Consider the following 26058-nt stretch of genomic DNA (forward strand, 5'->3'; position numbering starts at 1 on the left):
ATTTCAATAAAACTTGCTAGTTTGTCTAGTAGCAAGCTTTACTGAGACAAAATGACTTTGTCTCAACTCTTAAAAAGCGGCCGATGGCCGCTTCCTAAGAAATAACTTCCATCCATTATTTTGCAGGAACTTTTACGCTTCCATCAAGGATTTTAGCTTTAGCATCTTCGACAGCTTTTTTACCTTCTTCTGAAAGGTTTGTTACTGCCAAGTCAACCCCTTTATCTTTCAATGAGTAAACGATCACTTGACCGCCAGGGAATTCACCTTTTTCTGCCTTGTTAGAAATATCTTTTACAGTTGTACCAACTTGTTTCAAAGTAGATGCAAGAACAAAGTTTGATTCTTTGCCATCTTTAGAAGTGTATTTACCTTCTGCTTCTTGGTCACGGTCAACACCGATAACCCAAACTTTTTCATTTTCAGGACGGCTTTCGTTGAGTGATTTTGCTTCTGCAAAGACACCAGCACCTGTACCACCAGCTACTTGGTAAACAATATCTGCACCGGCTGCGTATTGTGCGGCTGCAATTGTTTTACCTTTAGCAGCATCACCAAATGAACCAGCATAGTCAACTTGTACTTTGATAGATGGGTCTACTGAAGCAACACCAGCCTTGAATCCTGCTTCAAAACGAGAGATAACTTCTGACTCCTGCCCACCTACAAAACCAACTTGTTTTGTTTTAGTTGTTTTTGCTGCAGCTACACCTGCAAGGTAACCTGACTCATTATCAGCGAAAGTTACGCTCGCAACATTCTTTTGATCTTTAATCACATCATCAATCAAGACATAGTTCAAGTCAGAATGTTCTTTAGCTGCTTCTTCAACCGCATTGTGAAGGGCAAAACCAACTCCGAAGATTAGGTTGTAACTTCCAGCCGCTTGTTGCAAGTTGTTAGCGTAGTCAGCTTCACTTGTTGATTGGAAGTAAGTGAAACCGTTATCTTTTGAAAGATTGTGTTCTTTACCCCAAGCCTGCAAACCTTCCCAAGCTGATTGGTTGAATGATTTGTCATCAACACCACCAGTATCAGTGACGATTGCTGCTTTTGTCTTCACATCAGAAGATGAATCTGCCTTACGAGAAGAGCGGTTACCACATGCAGCAAGTCCAACTGCTGCCACTGCAACTAGACCAAGGCCTAGCCATTGTTTCTTGTTCATTACTGAACCTCCTAAATAAGATGTGCAACGATGTTGCAAGTATGGATTGATTGGTCACAAGGACCGTGCCACTCAAAGAGCGACTCAGACTAGTTTAAGTCTGTAAAAGAATATGGAAGTAATTCCCCGACCGTCATCTCGACCGTCGATTTATCTTTTGCGACTAAGGTCACTTTTAGATCTTGTTCAAAAAATTCGACCATTACTTGGCGACAAGCACCACATGGTGAGATTGGTTTTTCAGTTTGACCATAAACAATCAGCTCTGAAAATTCTCTTTGCCCTTCAGATACAGCCTTAAAAATGGCTGTTCTCTCACCGCAATTGGTCAAAGGATAGCTAGCATTTTCGATATTCACTCCCGTGTAAACACTTCCGTCTTTTGCCACTAAAACTGCTCCGATAGGAAAGTGAGAATAGGGGACATAGGCATGTTTACTGGTTTCAATTGCCAGTTCAATCAACTCAGTAGTCGCCATCTGCCAATTCTCCTTTTAAAATGGCTACTCCAGCTGACGTTCCAATACGGGTCGCACCTGCTTCCACAAAGGCAAGAGCATCTGCATAAGAACGAGCTCCACCAGCAGCCTTGACACCCATTTCAGGACCAACTGTTTCACGCATTAATGTAACATCTGCTATCGTAGCGCCACCAGTTGAAAAGCCAGTTGAAGTTTTTACGAAGTCAGCTCCAGCTTTTTGAGCTAATTGGCAAGCCACAACTTTTTCTTGGTCGGTCAGCAGGCAAGCTTCAATAATGACTTTCACTAACTTGTCACCACTTGCTTCCACGACTGCGCGAATATCTGACTCTACCAAGGCTAAATTACCTGATTTGAGAGCCCCAACATTGATTACCATGTCAATCTCGTCAACCCCATTTTGGATAGCTTCTTTTGTTTCAAAAGCTTTCACGGCTGAAGTGGTCGCTCCCAAGGGGAAACCAACTACTGTGCAGACCTTGACATCAGATCCTTCAAGCCCTTTTTTAGCATGTTCAACCCAGGTCGGATTAACGCAAACACTGGCAAAATCATACTCCCTAGCCTCAGACAACAAACAATCAATTTGATTTTCTGTCGCATCTTGTTTTAAAAGCGTATGATCGATATATTTATTTAATTTCATATTCGGATTCTCCTGCGGTTTATGAGATAATTTCTATAATTTCTCGTAAACTTTGCACCCTATCATTTATTTTAACATATTTTTGAAAATCTGTAACTAGCTGAGGAGAAATTTTTCCATTTGTGTATACTTTTGCAACAATTTCTCCCTTTTGAACGGAATCTCCAACTTTCTTTTCAAAAACAATTCCTGTTTCATAGTCCAAGGCATCAGACTTAACTGCACGACCAGCACCCAGTCTCATAGCATAAAGTCCAAATTCCATTGCTGGAAGAGCTGAAATGACACCCGTTTCCTGAGCAGGGATTTCCACCACATGGGCTACATTTACAGGACGATAGAGGTCTTCCAAGTCTCCACCTTGGGCTTGGACCATCTCCTCAAACTTAGTCAGTGCTTGACCATTCTCAAGATGTTGGCGAACTTCTTCAACTGACTTGTTAACATTTGCCAAACCAAGCATAATTTGAGCCAACTCACATATGAAGTGGGTAATATCCTGACGGCCTTGACCTTGTAAAATCTCCAATGCTTCAAGGATTTCCAGGCGATTTCCAATCGCTCGTCCCAAGGGCTGACTCATATCCGTAATGACTGCAACTGTTTTACGGCCTACTGCTTTCCCTAAATCCACCATGGTTTGAGCCAGTTCACGCGCCTCATCAACCGTCTTCATGAAGGCACCCTCACCGACAGTCACATCTAGCAAAATAGCATCCGCCCCTGCCGCAATTTTCTTGCTCATCACCGAACTCGCAATCAAAGGAATCGTGTCGACAGTTGCGGTCACATCACGAAGGGCATAGAGAAGCTTATCTGCTTTAACAAGCTGGTCTGATTGCCCAATGACAGATACACCAATGTCCTGTACCTGACGAATGAAATCCTCTTGACTACGTTCCACTTGATAGCCCTTGATAGACTCCAATTTATCAATTGTTCCACCAGTATGGCCGAGACCACGACCACTCATTTTTGCTACAGGCACACCGAAGCTAGCAACAAGAGGAGCTAAAATCAAGGTTACCTTATCGCCGACACCACCAGTAGAATGCTTGTCAACTTTCACACCATCAATGGCAGATAGGTCAAACTCTTGCCCAGTCTTGACCATCTTCATAGTCAAATCAGAAATTTCACGAGTCGTCATTCCTTTAAAATAAACAGCCATAGCAAAAGCAGACATCTGATAGTCAGGAACAGTTCCTAACACATAGCTTTCAACTAGCCATTCGATTTCACTCGAAGTCAGTTCTTGACCGTCTCGTTTCTTTTGGATTAAATCAACTGCTCTCATTCTTTCACACTTCTAAGGATATAGTATCCCTTATCTTTTTTGACGATTTCACAATTGCCAAACACTTCCTCCATCTTTGACTTGGCGCTTGGAGCCCCTTGTTTTTTCTGGATAACAATTGTTAAATCCCCACCAGTTTCCAAGAAATCTTTACTTTTCTCAATGATTTCATGAACTACTTGCTTGCCCGCACGGATAGGAGGATTGGAAATGACATGGTCAAATGTGCCTTCAACTTGTTCATAGATGTTGGACTGGAAAATCGTCGCTTCTACTTTATTTCGTTCAGCATTTTGTCGCGCCAAATCCAAGGCACGATTATTGATATCGACCATGGTAGCCTGAACGCCGTAAGCCTTGACTAAGGACAAACCTAATGGACCATAACCACAGCCGACATCTAGGACTGTCTCTCCTTGGTTGACCTCAAGACACTTGAGCAAAAGTTGACTGCCAAAGTCAACCATTTTCTTGCTAAAAACACCTGCATCCGTCAGAAAGGTCATTTTTTCTCCCAACAATTCTACTCTCAACTCATGAATGTCGTGAGCAGCGTCAGGATTTTCTGCATAATACATTTTACTCATGAAACTATTTTACCATAATTTGACTTAAATTGTAAATCGTTTACATATTCAGAATAAAACAAAAAGATTGAAGGAAGTTGCGTTACAATAACTCCCCTTCAATCTCTTTCAACACTTATAAATAATAAACCATTTAGAACTATAAATATCACAGTCCAGATAAAAACAAAAAGTTTATCACCTATATTATTTCTATTGCTTAACCTTAAAATACTTTATTATCAACAAAATTCCCAACAAGATGTTTAGATAAAAGCCCAACTGATAAGTTTGTGTCAGGATTTCCAAACTGGTCCAAAGTCGTATCAAATCTTCCAGTGACATGCTGAAGAAATAACCCTCTGTAGCAATCCACAAAATCAAAAATAGATAACTTCCAGCAGCAAGCCATTTCGCCCAGCGGTTTTTTAGCAACCGAACAATCAAGAGCGAACAGATAAAGATAGCTGTTACAATAGCATGTTCCATCAAAAAAGTAAAACCGTAATAGATTTCCACAAAACGTCTACCATTATCCGCATTCGCTCCTTTTAAAAAAGGTAGTGCAAAACTTAAAATAAAACAGAGTTCCAATGTGTAACGTTTTAAGATTTTCATAGTACACCTCCTATAAGTGGTGAACTAAAAAGCCCCCTTTATTAGCTTATAAGTCAGGAGAAAGTAGCTCCTACTTCATCAATAAATTGGTCAACCTCTATCTACCTCTATTATACGATATTGGCTTACTATCATCAAGAAACCGCTTTATTTTTTTAGCTTTTTATGGTATGATAGACAAAATATCTAGGGGAAAACAAATGACCAACGAATTTTTACATTTTGAAAAAATCAGCCGCCAGACTTGGCAATCTTTACATCGAAAGACAACACCTCCTTTGACTGAAGAGGAATTAGAATCTATCAAAAGTTTTAATGACCAGATTAGCTTGCAGGATGTTACCGATGTCTATCTCCCCCTAGCTCATCTCATCCAGATTTACAAGCGTACCAAGGATGATTTGGCCTTTTCAAAAGGAATTTTCCTTCAACGTGAAAGTAAATCCCAACCTTTTATCATTGGTGTTTCTGGTAGTGTTGCCGTTGGAAAATCCACAACCAGTCGCCTACTTCAAATCCTACTGTCCCGTACCCTTACAGATGCTACGGTTGAATTGGTAACAACTGATGGTTTTCTCTATCCCAACCAGACCTTGATTGAACAAGGGATTTTAAATCGCAAGGGATTTCCTGAAAGCTATGATATGGAAGCTCTTCTTAACTTCTTGAACCGAATTAAAAATGGACAAGATGTAGATATTCCTGTCTATTCTCATGAAGTCTACGACATCGTACCTGAGGAAAAGCAAAGTGTCAAAGCTGCTGACTTTGTGATTGTCGAGGGGATCAATGTCTTTCAAAATCCACAAAACGAGCGTCTCTACATTACTGACTTCTTTGACTTTTCCATCTATGTTGATGCGGCAGTCGATGACATCGAGAGTTGGTATCTAGACCGTTTCTTGAAAATGCTGAGTCTAGCCCAAAACGACCCCGAAAGCTACTATTATCGTTTTACTCAAATGCCAATCGGGGAAGTGGAGTCCTTTGCCCATCAAGTCTGGACCAGTATCAATCTCACAAATCTACAAAATTACATTGAACCAACCAGAAACCGTGCGGAAGTGATTCTTCATAAAACAAAGAACCATGAAATCGATGAAATTTACTTAAAAAAGTAATTTTCCCTTGTCAAAACGTAAGTTTTCAGATATAATGGTATAGTTAGTAAATATGGAGGTAAGAACATTGGCAAACATTAAATCAGCTATCAAACGCGCTGAATTGAACGTTAAACAAAACGAAAAGAACTCAGCTCAAAAATCAGCTATGCGTACTGCTATCAAAGCTTTCGAAGCAAACCCATCTGAAGAACTTTTCCGTGCTGCTAGCTCAGCTATCGATAAAGCAGAAACTAAAGGTTTGATTCACAAAAACAAAGCAAGCCGCGATAAAGCTCGTCTTTCAGCTAAACTTGCTAAATAAGAAACAGTCCATAGAGGCTGTTTTTTTGTCTCCAAATAGGAAAGGGTAGAAAATGAAAATCGCAATTATCGGATATTCTGGTGCTGGTAAGTCAACGCTAGCTGAAAAGTTATCTCTCTACTACTCCATCCCAAAACTTCACATGGATACACTCCAATTTCAACCTGGTTGGCAAGACAGTGACCGCGAATGGATGTTGACCGAGATGAAAAACTTTCTTACAAAGAATGAATCTTGGGTTATCGATGGAAATTATTCTTGGTGTTTCTATGAGGAAAGAATGGACGAAGCTGACCAGATCATCTTTTTAAACTTCTCTGTTTGGAATTGTTTGCTAAGAGCCTTTAAGCGCTATTTAAAATACAGAGGAAAAGTGAGAGAAAGTATGGCTAAGGGATGCCCCGAGCAATTCAACTGGGAATTTATTCGTTGGATTCTCTGGGATGGTCGAACAAAAAATGCTAAGGATAGATACCAATACTTAAACAATACTTACCCAGAAAAGATGCATATTCTCCATTCTCAAGCAGAGATTGATTGTTTTTTGCGATCTTTAAAAAAGTAAACAATATAGTAGCATTGCATTAAAATCAGCATGCACTGATTGACTAAAAAAGGAAGTTTTTCATCCAGAAAGTCTTCCTTTTTTCCTTTTATTCAACAATTAAAAATAACTCGAGCAATTTATAAATCAACAATAAAATTCCCCTAGAAATGAAGAGAATCTTGTTCATAGTTTCTGAGTTCGTGATACAAAAAAACTGAAGGAAGTATAGTCCTACTTCCTTCAGTTTTTTATTGTCTCAATTTAGAAAAAACTTCTCCAATCTTACCTTCGATAACTAAATCAGCTTGGCTGTCTTGAGGAGTGCTGGACTTGTTGATAACGACAAGATTTGACCCTGAAAAATAATTGATTAGGCTAGCTGCAGGGTAAACAACTAAGGAAGTTCCACCAATGATCAACAAATCTGCTTGCTGAATGGCTCGAGCTGCGCGACTAAATACATCCATATCTAGCGCTTCCTCATAAAGGGTCACGTCAGGTTTGACCACCTTGCCACAATCTAAGCAGTAGGGAACTGGACCTTCAAGTTCCAAAAAGGCAGTCAAATCATAAAAGCGATGACAGCCCAAACAATAATTACGATCTGCACTACCATGCAGTTTCAAAACTTTCTGAGATCCTGCCATTTCATGGAGACTATCGATATTTTGCGTCACAATCGCCTTTAATTTACCTGTTTTTTCCAACGACGCTAGATAATCATGTGCTAAATTCGGCTTGGCATCAGGATAGACCAGATACTTTTTGTAGAAATCAAAAAAATCCTCTGGATAGCGCTCAAACATAGTGCGTGAAACCAGTTGCTCGGCAGTAAAATGGCGACCTAGTTTCAAACTATATATACCATCTGAACTACGAAAATCTGGAATATTAGACTCTGTAGAAACCCCTGCACCACCGAAAAAGACAATGCTCTGACTTTGATCAATAATACCTTGTAATTGTTTAATCTTATCCATTTTGTACTCCTAGGAATTTTCAAGTTAAAAAGTTGAAAGTCTTGACTTCTTGTCAACTTGGCTTCCAACTTTATTTGATTATGATTTAGATATTAAACTGACTAGTCTCGGTCCTTTGACACCATTAGGATTTCTTCAATTTCCTTATTCTTACCTATTTCAGGATTGATTCATTGTTGATAGTTATCATTTTGAGAACAAGAGAAATCATTCTGAATATAGCCTACCTTTAGTCTGCAATCAATGTTTCCAAACCAACCTTCATCATATCAGTGAAGGTGTTTTGACGTTCTTCTGCAGTTGTATCTTCATCTGGATTAACCAAACTATCTGAAATAGTCATAATAGCTAAAGCATCAACATGGTGTTGAGCAGCAAGATAGTAAAGAGCCGCTGCTTCCATTTCCACAGCCTTGACTCCCCACTTACCAAGCTCAATGTTCTTTTCAAAGTAGTTTGAGTAAAAGACATCAGATGATAAAACGTTCCCAACGTGGGTTGTCATACCGAGTTCTTTAGCGATATGGTAGGCCTTATCAAGCAAATCAAAGCTAGCGATTTGTGGAAAATCGTACTGTGGCCAATCGTTGCGGATGATGTTTGAGTTAGTTGCAGCTGCCTGCGCCAAAACCAATTCACGAACATGGACATCTTCATTCAAAGAACCCGCAGTTCCCACACGGATTAATTTTTTCACACCGTAGTCAACAATCAACTCACGCGCATAAATCGAAATAGATGGCATTCCCATCCCAGTTCCCATGACAGATACACGGTGACCTTTGTAAGTACCTGTGTAACCAAACATGTTACGCACTTCGTTAAAGCAAACAGCATCTTCAAGGAAATTCTCCGCAATAAACTTAGCACGAAGAGGATCCCCAGGAAGAAGAATTTTATCAGCAATTTCACCCTGCTGAGCAGCAATATGGATAGACATAATTTATGATACAAAGAGCGACAAGAAAACGACTGAAAATTAGGAATCTGACGAGAAATCCTGATTTCTCAGTCAGATTATCTATTTTCCAAGTTTTCCGCTCGTGTTCAAATCAAAACACACGCTCTACCTTTCTTTTTTGTATATTTAGGATAGCAACAGAGAACAAAGTAAAAATAGGAAATCCGACAAAGATGTAAGGCATCTAGGAGGATTTATCTTTTTTACAAAGCCTCTAGCCCGGGTTCAATTCAAACCCGAACTACCCTTCCTTTCTTTTATTGTTATGAAAAGTTTTCCGCTCGTGTTCAAATCTGAACACGCGCTCTACCTTTCTGTTTAATTTTTGTTCTCTCTCAGAGAACTAGCTGAGTTCTGTTCAAGATCAGCTAGTGCTTTCTTATAAACTAGACAAACTAACTGTCATTGTACCATCAGATTACAAGACATCATCATCACTCACCTTAGAATTCAATGTTGTTCCCCAGTGAGTAATTTTTCGATGTGGTTGGGCAAGAATAGGTCTGTTGTCATAGATTGTTTGCCATCTATTCCAGATAAGACCTGTTCTCTTTTCGATCTTAATTCGAAGATTGCGCATATTAGACTTAATTGGGAGATTGAGGATAGAACCTGCGGTCTGATTGCGCCCATTCTCTTCCCAAGAACGACTTCGGACAACTGATTGACCATTTTTATCTACTGTAACTTCTTCCCACGATATTGAATAACGTGCAATATAAGCACCACTATGTTGAATAGTTAGGGTCTTATCTTTTACAGGAGTGTAGTTTAACAGTTGTACAGGCTTAGAAGCTTGAGTAGTTACATTATTTTTAGCTACAAATCGAAAAACTTCTACTTCTGCAAGGCTGAGAGCTTGATTTTTTTGACGCAATTGAATGCGAACACGGCGGCCTAGTTTACCATTCAACTGGAGATCTAAACTGCTTCCTTCTAAGCGAGAAACATATTGTCTAGCAACTTCTGTCCCTTTTTCATCATATAAAATCACATCAAAGTCTGACAGACGTTTAGAAAGTTCTCCATCCCCACGGTTATGAAGGCGAACAAGTCCTACCTGTTCTGTACGACCTAAATCAACTTCCCACCAAGGTTGGTTTTCAAATTTTGTATGGGTAATTGATTGCTGGCTATAACTACTATTGGTATCGCCATCCAAGGCACGACTAGCATCTCCACCAAAATCAGTAGAACTTTGCTGAGCTTGTTTTTTCCAAGCGATATTCTCAGCACGATACACTTGGACTTCTGCAAGACTGAGAGCATTATATCCATCTAACTCAATGCGTACAAAACGAGCTTTCTTATAATCAATCGAAATCTGAGCGGAACTATCTCGTAAGTATGCAATACGCTTTCTTTCAATTTCTTTCCCAGAACTATCCAAAAGAATCACATTAAAATTGGTAAGCCTATCCTGAGCAGTATCTGTTCGATTATAAATATTGATTTGACGAATCGTTTCTTCCTTGTCTAAATCAACTTGCCACCAAGGTTTTGATTGAAAATCTGTATGAGTGACAGAATTATGTCCGTAATTTCCATCTAATTTCCCATCAACTGCTCTTCTAGCATCTCCTCCAAAAGCTGTCGAACTTTGAGTTACTCGTTTCCCTAGAGCTATATTTTCAAGAGGTTCAGCGCTTGGTTGACTAGATGACAGAGGGACTTGTTGTTTCTTAAAGAAATAAACTTTGTCCAATTTTTGATCACGATATCCCTGTTTATCAAGCGTATCACGTTTTCCAATATTAAAATTCGGGATAGCATTCATTCTACTTTCAAAATAACCACGCGAACGGTGTTTGAAACTAGAGTTACCTGTAAAAGTTACAATATCATTATCATTACGAATCAATGATGTCACAACATTATCATTATCGACCACATAATGTTTTATTTTACCAGATAGAGCTAACTTACGACTTTCTAACCCTACATCCCAGAAACCATTTTTTGCATTCCAAATAGTTCGAGAAGTAATTACTTTAGGAGCGCTAAATGTCGTAACTTTTTTCAAAACATTACTATAAAAAGTAGGATATTTCTGATAAGCTTCAACTGCTGCTATTTGAGCTAAGTAGCCTCCTAGCGAATGACCCGTCATATACAGATTGGTAATGCTAGAATCCTGCGCCAGTTCTTTTACAACATTACGGATATCATCCGCTTGTGCAGGTTTATTTCCTCCAAACAAAACAAAATCTGTACTTAAATCTTTCGCATCATTCAGTCTTGTTCCACGTATAGCCAACATATGCACCGTTCCATCTTTGAGATAAGGGAGATCGCTCTTGGTCTCAAATAAGAAAGCATCCAAGCCACTTGCTGTATGATAAGCCTTTTTCATCTTCCAAAATGGTGCCAGTTCATTGTGCATCATTTTATATTCTTGACGATCAAGATAAAGACTTGGAAAAGGATTTTTATGATCTAGAATTTTGTCAATGTAAGCATCATCACGATAAGCCAACTCCATAAAAAGGAGGGAATCACGATCTGTGACATACCATTGTTTCTTATTATCATCTTCCCCGTCCTCTAGTCCATCTCCATCACTATCTGCTAGTAAAGGATGGCTATGGTATCCTAAGTAGTCTTTCCCATCTTTATTGTAAACATACAATTCATCCTTATTTTTTATTCCATCATGATCATCATCTCCATCAGGATCTAAAAATTTTCCACCGTATAAAGAATTATCGACAAGATCCTTCTCTACATGGAGCTCTCCTTTAGAAATTTTGACAAAGTCTGCCTCTGTTACTGGTCGAGAATTTTTTGGCTCATCCTTTAGAATTTCCTCTTTCTTCAATTCCTCATGAGGTACAGCAGATTCTTTTTGATATAATTCTTCTCCTGCTTTTTCTTTCTGAGTTTTAACAACTTCTTTTGTCTCTAGAGTTGATTGAGCAACTGTAGTTTTCTCCTCTGTAATAGATATTTCCTGTTTTTTATCGGTACTGTCTAGTTTTGCCGGACTATCCGTTGCATTTACTACTAGAGGAGTTTCGTTTTTCACAACTGGACTGCCTTCATTGGCAGAAATTCCTGTCGGTGCTAAAAAAGCAAAACCAACTGCAACAGACACAACTCCGATACTTAGTTTTTTTATACCAAAACGCATAATTCGTTGATTAATTTTCATTTATTCATATATCTTTCTTTTATTTTTTTCACCCTCTTTACCAACAATACTCTCCAATCAGCTAATCTCCTTTAGCATCACAGTTTCATTTTTATACTTGGTTAACAAGGATTTGATGAGGTTTGTAAAAGTATGGGGACCTCATTCAATTTTCATATCATAATTCTATATGGAAGTTAATTATTTCATTCATCTTCCAACTCACCGAAATGCTTTCCTACTTATTTTTTTCTCATAGTTCAGCAAGAATTGCTTTAAGTAAGCCTTTGAAATCACCTTTAACACGTTCAGTCACTTCTACAACTTCTTCGTGATTAAGTTCTTCTTGGAAACCAGCCGCAAAGTTAGTGATACATGAAATACCAAGAACTTTCAAACCTGAGTGGGCTGCTACAATAACTTCAGGAACCGTAGACATACCGACTGCATCAGCTCCCAGTGTCTTATAGGCACGAATCTCTGCTGGTGTTTCATAAGTTGGACCAGTAACACCGATATAGACACCTTCATCGAGCTTAATACCAGTTTTTTTAGCAACTTCATGGGCAGTAGCACGATATTCTGGAGTGTAGGCCTTAGACATATCTGGGAAACGTGGACCAAAGTCATCCAAGTTTTCACCCATCAATGGGTTTTGCCCCGTCATATTGATATGGTCTGAAATAGCCATCAAAGTACCAGGGCCATAACCAATACCACCAGCAGCATTGGTTACAATGACACCTTCACATCCGAGAACTTTCATCACACGTACTGGGAAAGTAACGACTTCCAGAGGATTTCCTTCGTAGAAATGGAAACGACCTTGAAGAGCCAAGACCTTGCGACCTGCAAGGTCACCATATACCAATTTACCAGCATGACCAACTACTGTAGAGCGGCCCCAGTTTGGAATATCAGCATAGTCTACTACAACTGGATTTTCGATTTCTTCTGCCAATTCTCCAAGTCCTGATCCAAGGATTAGACCGAACTCAGGTGCTTGGATTCCCTTGTCTTTCAGGAAGGCAGCTGTTTCCTTGATCTTATTTAAAAACGTCATTGTGTCTCCTTTATTATTTTTTTATCATTTGACCGATTTTGTCAAAAGTTTTAGCATTACGAATGGTGATTTGGCGGTAGAAAGGCATCTTGAGTAAGTATTTGTGATAGGCTGTTTCGTAGTATGATTCTTCGGAGTATTTCCCCCAGAAAATCCCAAGTTTCCCAAAATGAACGACTTCATCTTCCAGTTCCAAACTGTTCACCTTCTCGATCACTTGATCCACATCCAAACCCTCCGTGTAAAAGAGAACGTCTTTTCGTGCCAAGTCTTCACTCCACCAAGCTGGTAGATTCTTCAGCTCTTCTTCATAGTCTTCCTGACTCAGCAAAGAAAAGCTTTGAATAAATGGATAATTGACTGCAAAGAAAGTCTCTAATTCTTCAACCAATCGGGCTTTGGGGTCTGTCGAAGTAAAGAAAATATTGCCACTGTTGATGTAGGTTTCAACCTTTTCCAGTCCCAACTCTGTCAGTTCTTGACGAAGTTGCGCCATGACAACCTTATTTTTCCCACCAACATTAATGCCCCGAACAAGTAAAGCATATCGCGTCATCTTATACCAATTTATCTAAGAAACTTTCCCCAATCATGGCAGTTTCAACACCAAAGTTATCTGCAATAGTCGCTGAGATATCTGCAAAATGTCCAACTGGAATGACACCATTTCCCTTAAAGCTAGGGCTGTAAGCTAAAAGTGGAATATATTCACGAGTGTGGTCTGTTCCTGCATAGGTTGGGTCATTTCCATGGTCAGCAGTAATCAAAAGAAGGTCATCCTCTCTCATAGCTGCGATAATTTCAGGCAAGCGTTCATCAAACTCATGCAAGCAATCACGGTAACCATGAGCATTACGACGGTGGCCGTAAAGGGCATCAAAGTCCACCAAGTTTGTGAATGAAAATCCTTTTTCAAACTCAGCAAGGCTCATAGTCTTCAATAGTGTATCAATTCCGTGACTGTTTGACTTATTGTGTCCCATATCATGGTTGATACCAGCACCGTTAAAGATATCGTTGATTTTACCAACAGCATAAGTATCGATACCTGCTTCATTGAGTTTATCAAGAACGGTTGGAGCAAATGGTGAAACTGCCAAGTCACGACGATTTGCAGTACGGGTGAAGTTGCCTGGTTCACCTACATAAGGACGGGCAATGATACGACCTAGAAGGGCCGGACGCTCAAGTGTAATTGAACGAGCGTATTCACAGATACGGTACAATTCGTCCAAAGGAATAATATCTTCGTGGGCAGCAATCTGCAAGACAGGGTCAGCTGAAGTATAGATAATCAACTCCCCAGTTTCCATCTGACGTGGTCCGAAATCATCGATAACAGCCGTTCCTGAGTAAGGTTTATTAGCTTCACGAATGACCTTACGTCCTGAAAATTCTTCGATTTTTGTCAGGATTTCTTCTGGGAATCCGTTCCAGAAAGTATCGAAGGGCTCAGTAATGTTGAGTCCCATGATTTCCCAGTGTCCAGTCATAGTATCCTTACCAAGAGATACTTCTTCCAATTTTGTTACATATCCTGTTGGATTGCTTTCCGCCGGTACAGTCTTCAAAGGCGTTGCGCGAGGAATATTTCCAAGACCGATTTTAGCCATGTTTGGGACATTCAAACCAACTGTTTTTGAAATGTGTCCCAGTGTATCAGAAGCTCCATCTGGAACCCCTGCATTAACAAAGTTGTTAGCATCTGGTGCAGCTCCGATTCCTACAGAATCCAATACCACCAAGTGAATACGATTAAATTTTGACATAGTGTATCTCCTCCTATTTTCCTTTGTTTGAAGTTAAAATCTGAACTCCATCTCGTCCAGCAACGATGACCTTATCCACCATTTGGTTGAATAATCCATGCTCCACGACACCAACGACATGGTCCAATTCTTGCCCAAAGGCAATTGGATCTTCAATGACATCCAAGGCAAGGTCAATGATAAAGTTCTGCATATCAGTCACAAAACGTTGGCCGTCTTTTTCACGGAAACTTGGTTTGTAGCCAGCTCGCTCAAAACGACGAAAAACCTGTTCTGCGCCATACTGAACCACTTCTACTGGCAATTTAAAAGCACCTAGTTTCTCGACCAGCTTGCTTTCATCCACCACCCAAATGTATTCTTTTGAGGGCGTTGCGACAACCTTCTCCATGAGAAGGGCACCACCGCCGCCTTTGATTCCGTTAAACTGGCTATCCACTTCATCCGCCCCGTCGACTGTCACATCGACAAAGTCTACTTGGTCAATAGACTTGAGCGGGATATTAAGACCTTCAGCCTGTTTACTGGTCACACTAGAAGTCGTTACAGCTGTAATCTGCAACCCTTCTTCCTTGATACGACGACCGATTTCTTCGACAAAATAATAGGCAGTCGAACCTGTCCCAAGTCCGACGACCATTCCATCTCTCACGAACTCAGCAGCCTTGATACCTGCCATTTTCTTCAGATTTTCCACTCAAACACCTCCATTAAAGAGCTACTTCTATTATACCATGTAACGGCTTTTATTTCATCTGGAAATTGAAAACGATATCCATTCTCAAAGAAATTTTGCTAGGGTTGATTTTTTATCATAAAGATGCTTAAATAGTTAAGTATAGAAAAGGAGAAATAAGATGAACCCATTAGATTTATTTAATCAAGTAAAAGAACTAATCGAAACAAAAGATTTCGAAGCTGCAAAAACATTTGTTGCAGAAAATCAAGAACAACTTGGAGAATACCTCTCCCAAGCTCAGCAATTGATTTCTGGTTCAGAAGGTCTAGATAGTCTCGTTGAAAAGATTAAAGGATTTTTCTAAAAATATAAGAGGTTGACAAAACTCAACTGCAAGAGAAAATAAATTAAATTTTCCCACAATAAAACGCATAGAATCAAGGTTTTTGTAAATCTGATACTATGCGTTTTTATGATTAACTATGTTCTGTGATAAACTTGTAAGCTTCTTGACCAGCGATAGCTCCATCTCCAACTGCTGTTGTTACTTGACGAAGCTCTTTCAAGCGAACATCTCCAACTGCAAAAATACCGTCAACTGCAGTTTTCATGTGATTATCTGTCACAATCCAGCCTGCCTGATCTTGGATATTCAATTCTTTAACAAAATCGCTAAGAGGGTCCAATCCAACATAGATAAAGACGCCACCGAAGGTTTGTTCTGTCACTTGACCTGTTTTCACATTTTCAAATACGACAGATTCTACTCTGTTTTCACCCTTGATTTCCTTGACTACAGAATCCCAGATAAAGCTGATTTTCTCATTCGCAAAGGCGCGGTCTTGTAAAACCTTTTGAGCACGAAGTTGGTCACGACGGTGAACAATGGTAACAGTCTTGGCAAAGCGAGTCAAGAAGATAGCTTCTTCGACAGCTGAATCTCCACCACCAACTACCAACAAATCTTGGTCACGGAAGAAAGCACCATCACATACGGCACAGTAGGAAACACCACGACTGTTCAGTTCTTCTTCTCCAGGCACTCCCAAAGGACGGTGTTTTGAACCAGTCGCTACGATAACGGTACGAGTTTCATATGTTTGGTCATCAGTAATCACTTTCTTAAAATCACCATGGTCTTCTACATTTTCAACATAACCATAAATGTGCTCAACACCAAGATTTTCAAGTGGTTCAAACATCTTTTCAGCCAATTCAGGCCCACTAATATTAGCATATCCTGGGTAATTTTCGATATCAGAGGTATTATTCATCTGACCACCTGGCAGACCGCCTTCAATCAAGGCTACTTTCAGATTGCTGCGAGCAGCATACAAGGCTGCAGTCATCCCTGCAGGTCCAGCACCGATAATAATAGTATCGTACATATAGATTCCTTCTTTCTTGTTGTAACTATCTTTATTCTAACTCTTTCTTGTCAATCAAGCAAGGATTATGCCTTGAAAACAAGAATTAAGCTCATAACCGCAAAGGATAATACTGGAACAACCAAAACTCCAATCATAATCATATCATAGAGATGGGCTTGACGAGCCTTGGCTGTCTTATCAACTCCCGACATGGCTCTTAGTCCAATCCAAATCCCTAAAAAAATCAGGACGAGGATGGTGGTCAAGATCAAACTCTCGAAATATAAAGAAAATAGTTGCAGTAGCATGATTTCTCTCATTTCTATCTTTTTTAAAGAGTAAACTCAGCTAGTCCAGCTAACTGAGTTTTTCTCTATCTATTATATCAAATATAAGTCCGTTTGTAACTAGCGAAGAATTCTTTTGTCCGCTCTTCTTTCGGATGGTGGATAATCTCATCCGGTGTTCCAGATTCGATAATTTTCCCCTTATCTAGGAAGAGAATCTTATCAGCTACTTGGGCTACAAAGGACATGTCATGACTGACCAAAATCATGGTTTGACCTGACTTAGCAGCATCTGCAATAGACTTTTCTACTTCACCGACCAATTCTGGGTCAAGGGCTGAAGTTGGTTCGTCTAAGAGCAAAACATCTGGTTTCATAGCAAGCGCACGCGCTAGGGCAACACGTTGCTTTTGTCCACCTGATAAATGGCGAGGGTAATGGTTTTCACGGTCAGAAAGCCCAACCTTAGCCAACTCTTCCTTGGCAATCTTAGTCGCTTCTTGGTCAGATAATTTCTTGACAACAACCAAGCCTTCTTTCACATTATCAAGCGCTGTGCGGCGTTCAAACAAATTAAACTGTTGGAAAACCATAGACAGCTTACGACGTAGGGCAAGGATTTCTTCTTGAGTGATTTTAGAAAAATCAACTGAAAAATCATCAATCTGAATAGAGCCACTGTCAGGTGTTTCAAGATAATTGAGACTGCGAAGGAAGGTTGATTTTCCAGCTCCTGAAGAACCAATCAAGGCTACGACTTCCCCTTTTTGAATATCCAAGTCCAGATGATCCAAGACAGTCTGTCCTGAAAAGGATTTGCTTAAATTCGAAATCTTAATCATTAACGAAGGTCTCCTTTCACATCTGTTTGCACTGTATCGGGTGCAGAAATAGCCATTTTTCTCTCGATGAAACGACCGAAGCTTTCAATTCCGATATTGACTACCCAATAAACAAGGGCTACAGAGATGAATCGCTCAAAGTAACGATAATCGGCACCACCCAAAATCTGAGCTTGGGCAAAGACTTCCACAACACCCGCACTGAAGGCTAGGGAAGTTCCCTTGGTCAAGCCGATGAGGGAGTTAATTAATGTTGGAGTAGCTACCACCGCTGCATTTGGAATAATCACTCGTCGATAAACTTGCGCTCGGGTCATACCCAGACTGCGTGCCGCCTCAATCTCACCAGGATTAACTGAGAGAATGGCTGCACGAATGGTTTCACTAGCATAAGCTGCTTCATTAAAGGCAAAGGCTACAATCGCAAAAACAGCAGCTGGAATCGCATTGATATTGAAACCAGTACCCCATTGCTGATTGAGGGCTTTCAAAGCCAAAGGGATTCCGTAGTAGGTCAACATGAGTTGCACCAAAATCGGTGTCCCTTTTAAGAAACTAACAAAGAAAGCCTGCAAGGGATATAAAATCTTGACACGATTGATTTTCACAATGGCAAAAAGAAGCGCCAAAACCAAGCCAAAAAGGGCACCACCAATTGTCAACATAATCGTTGTTGGAAGTTGTTGGACAATTCTCGGGATTCCATCAAAGACCGAACGCAGGCTAAAAAGCTTGCCATCTGGAATCAATTGCATCAAGTTTTGGTACCAATCTGATGCTAAAATCGTTGTAACATTCATAAAAACATCCTCTCCTGATAATGATTCATTCTACCATACTTCTGCCGTCAATGAAATTATTTGCTACGGTCAGATACAGACTTTGTCTACCTACTAGTTTATCATACTTTGAAACAGGGAGGTTATATATTTTATCTATCAAAGAGATAAGTAAAAACTATTTCAGTCCCAATTCTTCATAAGATTTTCGATAACCAATTTGCTTAACAGTTCCATTTTCTACTAAAATCGGCCGTTTTAACAACATACCGTTGCTTGCTAGCAACTCAGCCGCTTCTTGATTTGACAGACTTCCTACCTTATCTTTCAGCCCCAATTCACGGTATTTGATCCCACTAGTGTTGAAAAATTGCTTCAACTCGAAACCTGAAGTCTCTAACCAGTTTAAAATGACTTCTTGGCTGGGTGTTTCTTCGACGATATGAACGGCTTTATAGTCCACACCGAGTTGGTTTAATTCTTGCTTTGCTTTTTTACAAGTTGAACATTTTGGGTATTCGATAAATTCTAACATGTCTTTCACTTTCTATTGTTTATATCTTTAAAATCTACGCCTTCATGATCCAAGAGCCAAGCTTTCTTTTCCACTCCTGCAGCATAACCTGTCAAACGCTTTCCTGCTCCTAGCACACGATGACAAGGTACTAGAATAGACCACGGATTGCGTCCTACCGCTCCACCAATTGCTTGAGCAGAAGCAACTTGCAGGTCTTGGGCTATTTGCCCATAGGTCACTGTCTGACCATAAGGAATTCCCTGTAAATAGGACCAAACTCTCTTTTCAAAATCCGTTCCTATTGGAGCCAAGGGCAAGTTGGATAAATCCTGAGGCTTGCCTTTAAAGTAAGCATCTAAGCAAGCAATAACTGGATCTAAAATGGGATGACTAACAACTTCTTCTATCGTTTCATCTCCTATCCCCCTCTCAAAATGCTTCTGCTCCTGTACCCAAATTCCATACAAATAATGATCATCAGCTACGAGAGAAAGGGAGCCAATCGGCGAAGAATAGAACATTTTTATGTACTTCTTTTGCATTATTTCTTCAATTTTTGATAGGCCAAGCGTTCGCCATCAACTGGAACCTTACCAACCTGTTTAAAACCCAGTTTTTCAAATATATGCTGCATGGCCTTGTTTGCAACATGCGTATCTGAGCGAAAATCTAGATAATCAAAACCTTCAATCAAGCCCTCTAAAAAGGTTTGAGCCACCCCCTGTCCCTGCACATCTGCTGCCACAGCAATACGGTGAAAGACTAGGTACTCTGACTCTCCAGATTGCCATTTCCCTTCATAAATGGCTTCATAGGCTGCCTCTGGACTCTTGGTCACAGCAGCATAGGCTAGCAGTTCTCCCTCTTCCAAGGCCACATAGGCTTGACCTGAGATAATATCCTCAATAATAATATCAGCATCTGGATAACCATTTTGCCACTGGTCACTACCAGCAGCTGCTAAACATTTCTTAGCATCCTCCATCACCTGCATAATGGCATCTACTTCATTTGGAAAAGCTAAACGAATCTCCATCTTTTCTCCTCTTTTCTGACTAGTTTCTCCCATCATAGCATAATTCAAGCCTTTTCACAAGCAGTTAAAACTTGACTTTTTGTTTTTGTTATTTTATAATCTAGTTATTAAAACTAGATAAAGAGGAGTCGGAAATGAAAACCACCTTTTCCTACCCAAAATGGGCAGAAATTCCAAACATTGACCTCTATCTGGACCAGGTTTTGCTCTATGTCAATCAGGTCTGCGCCCCTATCTCTCCTGATAAAGACAAGGGTCTGACAGCATCTATGGTCAACAATTATGTCAAACATGGTTACCTGACAAAGCCTGACAAGAAAAAATACCAACGCCAACAGATTGCCCGTTTGATTGCTATCACAACCCTTAAGTCTGTATTTTCTATTCAAGAAATCGCCCAGACACTTAATACTCTACAAAATCAAGCAAGTTCAGAGCAACTCTACGATGCTTTTGTGGACTACATGAACCAAGGAATTGATCCAGCAAACTCTATCATCCAAACTAGCTGCCAAACCGTTAAACTCTATCATCAAACTCTAGCCTTAATCCATTATACACAAGAGGAGGTAATCCAATGAACACTAGTCTTAAACTTAGCAAACAACTCAGTTTTGGAGAGGAGATTGCTAATAGCGTGACCCATGCCGTAGGTGCAGTCATCATGCTCATCTTACTCCCCATTTCATCCACCTATAGCTATGAGGCACACGGATTTTTATCATCTATCGGCGTTTCCATGTTCGTTATCAGTCTCTTTCTCATGTTCCTCTCATCCACCATTTACCACTCTATGGCCTATGGTTCGACCCACAAATATGTCTTGCGAATCATTGACCATTCTATGATTTATGTTGCCATCGCTGGATCTTACACGCCCGTCGTCTTGACCTTAATGAATAACTGGTTTGGCTATCTGATCATTGCCATCCAGTGGGGAACGACCATCTTTGGCATTCTCTATAAAATCTTTGCTAAAAAGGTCAATGAGAAATTCAGCCTTGCTCTTTACCTGATTATGGGCTGGTTGGTTCTAGCTATCATTCCTGCCATTATCAGTCAAACGACACCAATTTTCTGGAGTCTCATGGTAACTGGTGGACTCTGTTATACAGTTGGAGCTGGATTTTATGCCAAGAAAAAACCTTATTTCCACATGATTTGGCATCTCTTTATCCTAGTTGCGTCTGCCCTACAATACATCGCTATTGTTTATTATATGTAAAAGAGGTCGGGACAAATCCTAACCTCGTTTTTATTCTCTATGATGTTTTATACCCAATCAAAAAATTACTCTAGCCCATTTTATAGTACCTACTATCGTGCCGTCAATTATGGGATACTGCTTCCCTGCTAGTATGTAAATCAGAATAGTTATACTAAATTCAAACCACGTCAGCGTCGCCTTACCGTACTCAAGTATAGCTTGCGGCTAGCTTACTGGCTTGCTTTTTGATTTTCATTGAGTATTAAATCATAATCATCCGTTAATAAACCGTACCTAGCGAATCAAGACAGACTAATAGTCACATAAGAAAAAACCATTTTCCAACGTTTTTTTGACTGTGATTTCTTTAAATGCATTTTCTCCTAAGGCAAATCATTCCCTGCAGCGATGTAAATTTCATACCATTCTTTTCGAGTCAAGTTTACTTTACTTGCTTGGCTTGCCTCTATCAAATGCTTAGGATTGGTTGTACCTACGACTGCCTGCATTTTGGCTGGGTAGCGTAACACCCAAGCGATAGCAATAGCTGATGGGCTCACACTGTATTTTAATGCTAATAGATTTAGGACTTGGTTTAGTTGTTGGAACTTCTCATTGCCAACAAAATTCCCTTTAAAATATCCGAACTGCAAGACTGACCAGGCCTGAATAACCATGTCGTTTAATTTGCAGTATTCAAAGACGCTTCCATCACGCACAGCTGCCTTGTTGCCTTCCATATTGACATGAAATCCTGATTCAAAACCAGGTGTGAAAGCTGCACTTAATTGTAATTGATTGATCGATAGAGGCTGTTTGACTTCTTTCTTAAGCAATTCCATCATCATAGGATTTTGGTTGGACACACCGAAGTCTCGAACTTTACCTGATGTATGTAGAATTTCAAAGGCTTCCGCCACTTGATCAGCTTCCATTAAAGCATCTGGTCGATGGAGAAGCAAGCTATCTAAATAATCAACCTGCAATCTTTTTAAAATTCCATCTACTGATTCTAGAATATACTCTTTTGAAAAATCAAAATAGGTAAATTCTTCAATGCGAATTCCACATTTGGACTGAATCCATATCTTTTCTCTTAAATCTGGATGATTTTTTAGGACAAGACCTAACAGTTCTTCACAATGACCACGACCATATATATCAGCCAAGTCGAAGGCATTGATTCCAACAGAAAGTGCTGTTGCTACAAGCTCTTCAACTTCTTTTACAGACTTATCTTCTATTCTCATCATTCCGAGAACAATTTCTGATAATTCTTTATCATCTTGACCAAGAGTTATGTATCTCATCAAATTTTTCTCCTTTAATTCTACATTCTTCCCTTCATTATAACAAAAAACCGCTTTGCAACGGCTTTTTGACTATATTTCACTCCATTTTATCTTCTTAAACCCACGGAACAAGAGAAAGATTCCAATAAAAAGAACAGCTAAAGGAATGAATTTTGTAAGGAAAACATTTGAAATGCCCATCCACTCATAGTAACGGAGCAGAGACCCTACAACAAGATGGGCAACAATCATACTGACAAAGGGACGAAAGACCGCTTCTTTCCAATTCCAAATACTGATGACTAGAGAAAGCGTAAAGACAAGGAAACTATCCCAGGGAGCAGGAAGATAAAAGGCTCCTTCTTGTATGAAATTTGCCATTCCTACATATCCTAGAACAACTAGAAGAACTATACTCCCAACGACAATATAAGTGCCAATTTTCATCTTAGGAGAATCTTGAACTAAACTCCATCGTAAGATTGTGGCCACAAGAGCAAAGCCAATCAGAAAAAGATGAAGTTGCCCTAAAAATGTGAGTAAATTGACTGTTAAGAGAGGACCTTTAGAAAAATCGCTTAGTAGTTGATAGTAACGTAATACCACTAGGACAAGAATTGGTGTCAAAATGGACTCCTTGATAGAACTGCGTGGCGCTTCCTTGAGTATCTCTTTCATGATTGTTTTAGGATTCTTACCTAGATAATCCTCAGCACTCATCCCGTCTCGTTCTGCTTCTGAGAAATCTAGCATCATCAAATAGACCTGTTCTCTAAGATAGTCCTCATCATAGAGAAATCCAGCAAGATTAAAACTTTCCCATAGCTCCTCAAAATATTGCCGATTCTCCTCAGAGAATTCATGTAACAAAGCGCTTATTTCTTCGTAATACTTCATTTTTTTCATAGTTTAACCCCTATTCTTAATTCCTTCTACTTTTTGACTCAAATCGTCCCATTGTTGCCAAAAGACCGAGACACGCTCTTCTCCTTCTTTGGTTAACGAAAAATACTTTCGATCTGGACCATCTGACGATGGGCGCATGTCACCTCTTATCCATTGATTTTTTTCTAACTTTTGTAATAAAGGATAAATAGTTCCTGGAACGATAGTGTCAAAGCCAGCCTCTCGCAAAGTTTGAACCAACTCATAGCCATATCGCTCTTTTTGACCAATCATATCCAAGACACAACCTTCAAGAACACCTTTTAATAGTTGAGTTTCTTTCATCACTTCTCCCTTCTATCTATTTTGTAATACCTACTAGTAGCTTCATCTATAATATACCACTTTCACACTAGTTTGTAAAGCATAATAGTCAAAATAAAAAAACAGAACTAGCATAAACTAGTCCTGTCTATTGTTACCCAATCACACTTCCGTTTGGTACAGCTGGATCAACTGTGAGAAGGGTTAATTGTCCATCATGTTCAGCTGAGAGGATCATCCCTTGACTGACATATTTTTTCATCATTTTACGTGGTTTGAGGTTAGCAACGATTTGAACTTTCTTGCCGACCAATTCTTGTTCGTTTGGATAGTATTTTGCAATTCCTGAGAGGATTTGACGATCTTCACCATCACCTGCATCTAGGCGGAATTGAAGCAACTTATCAGAACCTTCTACTTTAGACACTTCTTTGACTTCTGCGACACGGATTTCAACCTTGTCAAAGTCTTCAAACTTGATTTCTTCCTTGTTTAGTTTGAGTTCAACTTCGTCTGGGTTCCACTCTTTTTCGACAGCTGGCTTGTTGACTTCCATTTGTTCCTTGATATAGGCGATTTCTTCTTCCATATCAAGACGTGGAAAGATTGGTGTTCCTTTGGCAACAACAGTCACACCAGCAGGGAAATCTGCCAGGCTCAAGTTTTCAAGGCTAGAAACTTCTGCTAGACCAAGTTGAGTCAAGACTGCACGACTAGTTTCCATCATAAATGGTTCAATCAAGTGAGCTACGACACGAAGGCTAGCTGCCAAGTGACTCATGACACTTGCCAATTGGTCACGGAGTGCTTCATCCTTAGCCAAGACCCATGGAGCTGCCTCGTCTATGTATTTATTAGTACGTGAGATGAGAGTCCAGACTGCTTCAAGCGCACGTGGGTAGTCAACTGCTTCCATATGTGTATGGTAGTCAGCGATTGATTGTTCTGCAACCTGAGCAAGAGCATGGTCAAACTCTGTTACACCTTCTACATAGGCAGGAATTTGACCATCAAAGTACTTGTTAATCATGGAAACCGTACGGTTGAGGAGGTTTCCAAGGTCATTGGCTAATTCATAATTGATACGTGCCACATAGTCTTCTGGAGTGAAGGTTCCGTCTGAACCAACTGGAAGGCTACGCATGAGGTAATAACGAAGCGGATCTAGCCCATAACGCTCTACCAACATTTCAGGGTAAACGACATTCCCTTTAGATTTAGACATTTTACCATCTTTCATAACAAACCAACCGTGGGCAATCAAGCGATTTGGCAATTTGATATCCAACATCATAAGAAGGATTGGCCAATAGATTGAGTGAAAACGAAGGATGTCTTTTCCTACCATGTGGAAAACTGTTCCATTCCAGAACTTGTCAAAGTTACCATGTTCATCTTGACCGTAGCCAAGAGCTGTCGCATAGTTAAGAAGGGCATCAATCCAAACGTAGACAACGTGTTTTGGATTTGATGGGACTGGTACTCCCCATGTAAAGGTTGTACGAGAAACTGCCAAATCTTCCAAACCTGGCTCGATGAAGTTACGCAACATTTCATTGAGTCGACCTGATGGGGTGATAAACTCAGGATGAGATTTAAAGAATTCTACCAAACGATCTTGGTATTTGCTGAGGCGAAGGAAGTATGATTCTTCAGAGACCCATTCCACCTCGTGACCTGATGGAGCGATACCACCAGTTACATTTCCAGCTTCATCACGGAATACTTCTGCAAGCTGGCTTTCTGTAAAGAATTCCTCATCTGATACTGAGTACCAACCAGAGTATTCACCCAAATAGATATCATCTTGAGCAAGCAAGCGCTCAAAGACCTGTGCGACAACTTTTTCATGGTAGTCATCAGTTGTACGGATAAATTTATCGTATGAGATATCTAGTAATTGCCAGAGTTCTTTGACTCCAACTGCCATCCCATCAACATAGGCTTGTGGTGTAATGCCAGCTTCTTCCGCTTTTTGTTGAATCTTTTGACCATGCTCATCAAGACCTGTCAGATAAAAGACATCGTAGCCCATTAGGCGTTTGTAACGGGCTAGGACATCACAGGCGATGGTTGTGTAGGCAGAACCGATATGAAGTTTCCCAGATGGATAGTAAATCGGTGTTGTAATATAAAAATTCTTTTCAGACATAATTTTTCCTTTCCAGGCAAATGAAACCTGTTTTTC

29 protein-coding genes and 1 pseudogene are annotated in these 26058 nt (G+C 39.9%); 6 read left to right on the top strand and 24 right to left on the bottom strand.

The features are described 5' to 3' along the window. Positions 1 to 115 precede the first annotated feature (115 nt). The 6 genes from K4Z77_RS02030 to K4Z77_RS02055 form a co-directional block, all read right to left on the bottom strand. Positions 116 to 1168 (bottom strand): BMP family lipoprotein, encoded by a 1053-nt coding sequence (locus K4Z77_RS02030; RefSeq protein ID WP_049524889.1) that lies wholly within the window; start codon positions 1166 to 1168, stop codon positions 116 to 118. Between the two features lie 89 nt (positions 1169 to 1257). Then, positions 1258 to 1647 (bottom strand): cytidine deaminase, encoded by a 390-nt coding sequence (locus K4Z77_RS02035; protein ID WP_000246089.1) that lies wholly within the window; start codon positions 1645 to 1647, stop codon positions 1258 to 1260. After that, positions 1634 to 2296, bottom strand: coding sequence for a deoxyribose-phosphate aldolase (gene deoC, locus K4Z77_RS02040; RefSeq protein WP_224218282.1), 663 nt, complete (start codon positions 2294 to 2296; stop codon positions 1634 to 1636). The genes K4Z77_RS02035 and deoC overlap by 14 nt, the downstream gene beginning before the upstream one ends. Before the next feature lie 19 nt (positions 2297 to 2315). After that, positions 2316 to 3593 carry a pyrimidine-nucleoside phosphorylase gene (locus K4Z77_RS02045; protein ID WP_224218283.1) on the bottom strand — a complete coding sequence of 426 codons (1278 nt, stop codon included), beginning with the start codon at positions 3591 to 3593 and terminating at the stop codon, positions 2316 to 2318. Then, positions 3590 to 4180: a class I SAM-dependent methyltransferase gene (locus K4Z77_RS02050; RefSeq protein ID WP_281459566.1), complete on the bottom strand. Its 591-nt coding sequence runs from the start codon at positions 4178 to 4180 to the stop codon at positions 3590 to 3592. Before K4Z77_RS02050 ends, K4Z77_RS02045 begins: the two co-directional genes overlap by 4 nt. A gap of 192 nt (positions 4181 to 4372) precedes the next feature. Then, positions 4373 to 4777, bottom strand: a complete 405-nt coding sequence (locus K4Z77_RS02055) for a hypothetical protein (RefSeq protein WP_224218284.1) — start codon at positions 4775 to 4777, stop codon at positions 4373 to 4375. Between the two features lie 200 nt (positions 4778 to 4977). On the opposite strand from K4Z77_RS02055, the gene coaA reads away from it, so the two are divergent. The 3 genes from coaA to K4Z77_RS02070 all read left to right on the top strand — a co-directional run bounded on the left by coaA (position 4978) and on the right by K4Z77_RS02070 (position 6767). After that, positions 4978 to 5898, top strand: coding sequence for a type I pantothenate kinase (coaA, locus tag K4Z77_RS02060; RefSeq protein ID WP_061088149.1), 921 nt, complete (start codon positions 4978 to 4980; stop codon positions 5896 to 5898). 67 nt (positions 5899 to 5965) lie between these two features. Beyond that, entirely contained in the window at positions 5966 to 6202 is a 237-nt protein-coding gene (gene rpsT, locus K4Z77_RS02065; RefSeq protein ID WP_001274000.1) for a 30S ribosomal protein S20, read from the top strand. A gap of 52 nt (positions 6203 to 6254) precedes the next feature. Continuing rightward, positions 6255 to 6767 carry a DNA topology modulation protein gene (locus K4Z77_RS02070; RefSeq protein ID WP_224218285.1) on the top strand — a complete coding sequence of 171 codons (513 nt, stop codon included), beginning with the start codon at positions 6255 to 6257 and terminating at the stop codon, positions 6765 to 6767. Positions 6768 to 6997: 230 nt separating this feature from the next. Here the strand turns inward: K4Z77_RS02070 and K4Z77_RS02075 are convergent, their stop codons facing one another. From K4Z77_RS02075 to rpiA, 7 genes and pseudogenes are all read right to left on the bottom strand, one after another. Then, on the bottom strand, positions 6998 to 7729 hold the full coding sequence (locus K4Z77_RS02075) for an NAD-dependent protein deacylase (protein WP_173304607.1): 732 nt from the start codon (positions 7727 to 7729) through the stop codon (positions 6998 to 7000). Positions 7730 to 7958: 229 nt separating this feature from the next. Next, positions 7959 to 8669 (bottom strand): purine-nucleoside phosphorylase, encoded by a 711-nt coding sequence (gene deoD / locus K4Z77_RS02080; RefSeq protein WP_012972499.1) that lies wholly within the window; start codon positions 8667 to 8669, stop codon positions 7959 to 7961. Positions 8670 to 9108: 439 nt separating this feature from the next. After that, a complete protein-coding gene (locus K4Z77_RS02090) occupies positions 9109 to 11841 on the bottom strand; it encodes a thiol-activated cytolysin C-terminal domain-containing protein (RefSeq protein ID WP_263432388.1) in 2733 nt (910 codons plus the stop codon). Positions 11842 to 12073: 232 nt separating this feature from the next. Next, positions 12074 to 12883: a purine-nucleoside phosphorylase gene (locus K4Z77_RS02095; protein WP_224218286.1), complete on the bottom strand. Its 810-nt coding sequence runs from the start codon at positions 12881 to 12883 to the stop codon at positions 12074 to 12076. Beyond that, positions 12884 to 13439: pseudogene (locus K4Z77_RS02100) on the bottom strand (DUF1697 domain-containing protein); the annotation flags it as partial. It lies immediately after the preceding gene. Between the two features lies 1 nt (position 13440). After that, positions 13441 to 14652 (bottom strand): phosphopentomutase, encoded by a 1212-nt coding sequence (locus tag K4Z77_RS02105; protein WP_224218287.1) that lies wholly within the window; start codon positions 14650 to 14652, stop codon positions 13441 to 13443. Between the two features lie 13 nt (positions 14653 to 14665). Then, the gene (gene rpiA / locus K4Z77_RS02110; RefSeq protein WP_033680098.1) at positions 14666 to 15349 is read right to left on the bottom strand and encodes a ribose-5-phosphate isomerase RpiA; all 684 of its coding nucleotides are present in this window, start codon (positions 15347 to 15349) and stop codon (positions 14666 to 14668) included. 160 nt (positions 15350 to 15509) lie between these two features. Here rpiA and K4Z77_RS02115 point away from each other — a divergent pair, with 160 nt between their 5' ends. After that, a complete protein-coding gene (locus tag K4Z77_RS02115; RefSeq protein ID WP_033680097.1) occupies positions 15510 to 15695 on the top strand; it encodes a hypothetical protein in 186 nt (61 codons plus the stop codon). 112 nt (positions 15696 to 15807) lie between these two features. On the opposite strand, the gene trxB is transcribed toward K4Z77_RS02115, so the two are convergent. From trxB to K4Z77_RS02150, 7 genes are all read right to left on the bottom strand, one after another. Continuing rightward, positions 15808 to 16719: a thioredoxin-disulfide reductase gene (gene trxB / locus K4Z77_RS02120; RefSeq protein ID WP_033680096.1), complete on the bottom strand. Its 912-nt coding sequence runs from the start codon at positions 16717 to 16719 to the stop codon at positions 15808 to 15810. Between the two features lie 65 nt (positions 16720 to 16784). After that, complete coding sequence (locus K4Z77_RS02125) at positions 16785 to 17009, bottom strand: DUF4059 family protein (RefSeq protein WP_000926599.1); 225 nt, start codon at positions 17007 to 17009, stop codon at positions 16785 to 16787. A gap of 77 nt (positions 17010 to 17086) precedes the next feature. Then, on the bottom strand, positions 17087 to 17830 hold the full coding sequence (locus K4Z77_RS02130; protein WP_000590965.1) for an amino acid ABC transporter ATP-binding protein: 744 nt from the start codon (positions 17828 to 17830) through the stop codon (positions 17087 to 17089). Beyond that, the gene (locus tag K4Z77_RS02135) at positions 17830 to 18630 is read right to left on the bottom strand and encodes an amino acid ABC transporter permease (protein WP_033680095.1); all 801 of its coding nucleotides are present in this window, start codon (positions 18628 to 18630) and stop codon (positions 17830 to 17832) included. The genes K4Z77_RS02130 and K4Z77_RS02135 overlap by 1 nt, the downstream gene beginning before the upstream one ends. Positions 18631 to 18787: 157 nt before the next feature. Further along, on the bottom strand, positions 18788 to 19144 hold the full coding sequence (locus tag K4Z77_RS02140; RefSeq protein WP_224218288.1) for an arsenate reductase family protein: 357 nt from the start codon (positions 19142 to 19144) through the stop codon (positions 18788 to 18790). Between the two features lie 5 nt (positions 19145 to 19149). After that, the gene (locus tag K4Z77_RS02145) at positions 19150 to 19668 is read right to left on the bottom strand and encodes a methylated-DNA--[protein]-cysteine S-methyltransferase (protein ID WP_173278275.1); all 519 of its coding nucleotides are present in this window, start codon (positions 19666 to 19668) and stop codon (positions 19150 to 19152) included. Further along, a complete protein-coding gene (locus tag K4Z77_RS02150; protein WP_224218289.1) occupies positions 19668 to 20162 on the bottom strand; it encodes a GNAT family N-acetyltransferase in 495 nt (164 codons plus the stop codon). The genes K4Z77_RS02145 and K4Z77_RS02150 overlap by 1 nt, the downstream gene beginning before the upstream one ends. Before the next feature lie 134 nt (positions 20163 to 20296). On the opposite strand from K4Z77_RS02150, the gene K4Z77_RS02155 reads away from it, so the two are divergent. Further along, entirely contained in the window at positions 20297 to 20743 is a 447-nt protein-coding gene (locus tag K4Z77_RS02155) for a DUF1836 domain-containing protein (RefSeq protein WP_224218290.1), read from the top strand. Next, positions 20740 to 21387 (top strand): PAQR family membrane homeostasis protein TrhA, encoded by a 648-nt coding sequence (gene trhA, locus K4Z77_RS02160; RefSeq protein WP_061088159.1) that lies wholly within the window; start codon positions 20740 to 20742, stop codon positions 21385 to 21387. Before K4Z77_RS02155 ends, trhA begins: the two co-directional genes overlap by 4 nt. Before the next feature lie 365 nt (positions 21388 to 21752). Here trhA and K4Z77_RS02165 read toward each other — a convergent pair whose 3' ends face one another. The 4 genes from K4Z77_RS02165 to metG form a co-directional block, all read right to left on the bottom strand. After that, a complete protein-coding gene (locus K4Z77_RS02165) occupies positions 21753 to 22679 on the bottom strand; it encodes an aldo/keto reductase (RefSeq protein ID WP_033680090.1) in 927 nt (308 codons plus the stop codon). 72 nt (positions 22680 to 22751) lie between these two features. Continuing rightward, complete coding sequence (locus tag K4Z77_RS02170) at positions 22752 to 23567, bottom strand: hypothetical protein (protein WP_224218291.1); 816 nt, start codon at positions 23565 to 23567, stop codon at positions 22752 to 22754. A gap of 3 nt (positions 23568 to 23570) precedes the next feature. Continuing rightward, positions 23571 to 23891 carry a PadR family transcriptional regulator gene (locus K4Z77_RS02175; protein WP_224218292.1) on the bottom strand — a complete coding sequence of 107 codons (321 nt, stop codon included), beginning with the start codon at positions 23889 to 23891 and terminating at the stop codon, positions 23571 to 23573. Positions 23892 to 24024: 133 nt separating this feature from the next. After that, complete coding sequence (gene metG / locus K4Z77_RS02180; RefSeq protein WP_033680088.1) at positions 24025 to 26022, bottom strand: methionine--tRNA ligase; 1998 nt, start codon at positions 26020 to 26022, stop codon at positions 24025 to 24027. Between the last annotated feature and the right edge of the window lie 36 nt (positions 26023 to 26058).

It is taken from the genome of Streptococcus mitis subsp. hohhotensis (assembly GCF_020089495.2).
Classification (GTDB): Bacteria; Bacillota; Bacilli; order Lactobacillales; family Streptococcaceae; genus Streptococcus; species Streptococcus hohhotensis.

What these genes read in the sequence shown, in the direction of transcription:
- K4Z77_RS02030 (WP_049524889.1), bottom strand. Translation starts at nt 1,168, where the DNA reads ATGAACAAGAAACAATGGCTAGGCCTTGGTCTAGTTGCAGTGGCAGCA.
- K4Z77_RS02035 (WP_000246089.1), bottom strand. Translation starts at nt 1,647, where the DNA reads ATGGCGACTACTGAGTTGATTGAACTGGCAATTGAAACCAGTAAACAT.
- deoC (WP_224218282.1), bottom strand. Translation starts at nt 2,296, where the DNA reads ATGAAATTAAATAAATATATCGATCATACGCTTTTAAAACAAGATGCG.
- K4Z77_RS02045 (WP_224218283.1), bottom strand. Translation starts at nt 3,593, where the DNA reads ATGAGAGCAGTTGATTTAATCCAAAAGAAACGAGACGGTCAAGAACTG.
- K4Z77_RS02050 (WP_281459566.1), bottom strand. Translation starts at nt 4,180, where the DNA reads ATGAGTAAAATGTATTATGCAGAAAATCCTGACGCTGCTCACGACATT.
- K4Z77_RS02055 (WP_224218284.1), bottom strand. Translation starts at nt 4,777, where the DNA reads ATGAAAATCTTAAAACGTTACACATTGGAACTCTGTTTTATTTTAAGT.
- coaA (WP_061088149.1), top strand. Translation starts at nt 4,978, where the DNA reads ATGACCAACGAATTTTTACATTTTGAAAAAATCAGCCGCCAGACTTGG.
- K4Z77_RS02070 (WP_224218285.1), top strand. Translation starts at nt 6,255, where the DNA reads ATGAAAATCGCAATTATCGGATATTCTGGTGCTGGTAAGTCAACGCTA.
- K4Z77_RS02075 (WP_173304607.1), bottom strand. Translation starts at nt 7,729, where the DNA reads ATGGATAAGATTAAACAATTACAAGGTATTATTGATCAAAGTCAGAGC.
- deoD (WP_012972499.1), bottom strand. Translation starts at nt 8,669, where the DNA reads ATGTCTATCCATATTGCTGCTCAGCAGGGTGAAATTGCTGATAAAATT.
- K4Z77_RS02090 (WP_263432388.1), bottom strand. Translation starts at nt 11,841, where the DNA reads ATGAAAATTAATCAACGAATTATGCGTTTTGGTATAAAAAAACTAAGT.
- K4Z77_RS02095 (WP_224218286.1), bottom strand. Translation starts at nt 12,883, where the DNA reads ATGACGTTTTTAAATAAGATCAAGGAAACAGCTGCCTTCCTGAAAGAC.
- K4Z77_RS02105 (WP_224218287.1), bottom strand. Translation starts at nt 14,652, where the DNA reads ATGTCAAAATTTAATCGTATTCACTTGGTGGTATTGGATTCTGTAGGA.
- K4Z77_RS02115 (WP_033680097.1), top strand. Translation starts at nt 15,510, where the DNA reads ATGAACCCATTAGATTTATTTAATCAAGTAAAAGAACTAATCGAAACA.
- trxB (WP_033680096.1), bottom strand. Translation starts at nt 16,719, where the DNA reads ATGTACGATACTATTATTATCGGTGCTGGACCTGCAGGGATGACTGCA.
- K4Z77_RS02125 (WP_000926599.1), bottom strand. Translation starts at nt 17,009, where the DNA reads ATGCTACTGCAACTATTTTCTTTATATTTCGAGAGTTTGATCTTGACC.
- K4Z77_RS02130 (WP_000590965.1), bottom strand. Translation starts at nt 17,830, where the DNA reads ATGATTAAGATTTCGAATTTAAGCAAATCCTTTTCAGGACAGACTGTC.
- K4Z77_RS02135 (WP_033680095.1), bottom strand. Translation starts at nt 18,630, where the DNA reads ATGAATGTTACAACGATTTTAGCATCAGATTGGTACCAAAACTTGATG.
- K4Z77_RS02140 (WP_224218288.1), bottom strand. Translation starts at nt 19,144, where the DNA reads ATGTTAGAATTTATCGAATACCCAAAATGTTCAACTTGTAAAAAAGCA.
- K4Z77_RS02145 (WP_173278275.1), bottom strand. Translation starts at nt 19,668, where the DNA reads ATGCAAAAGAAGTACATAAAAATGTTCTATTCTTCGCCGATTGGCTCC.
- K4Z77_RS02150 (WP_224218289.1), bottom strand. Translation starts at nt 20,162, where the DNA reads ATGGAGATTCGTTTAGCTTTTCCAAATGAAGTAGATGCCATTATGCAG.
- K4Z77_RS02155 (WP_224218290.1), top strand. Translation starts at nt 20,297, where the DNA reads ATGAAAACCACCTTTTCCTACCCAAAATGGGCAGAAATTCCAAACATT.
- trhA (WP_061088159.1), top strand. Translation starts at nt 20,740, where the DNA reads ATGAACACTAGTCTTAAACTTAGCAAACAACTCAGTTTTGGAGAGGAG.
- K4Z77_RS02165 (WP_033680090.1), bottom strand. Translation starts at nt 22,679, where the DNA reads ATGAGATACATAACTCTTGGTCAAGATGATAAAGAATTATCAGAAATT.
- K4Z77_RS02170 (WP_224218291.1), bottom strand. Translation starts at nt 23,567, where the DNA reads ATGAAAAAAATGAAGTATTACGAAGAAATAAGCGCTTTGTTACATGAA.
- K4Z77_RS02175 (WP_224218292.1), bottom strand. Translation starts at nt 23,891, where the DNA reads ATGAAAGAAACTCAACTATTAAAAGGTGTTCTTGAAGGTTGTGTCTTG.
- metG (WP_033680088.1), bottom strand. Translation starts at nt 26,022, where the DNA reads ATGTCTGAAAAGAATTTTTATATTACAACACCGATTTACTATCCATCT.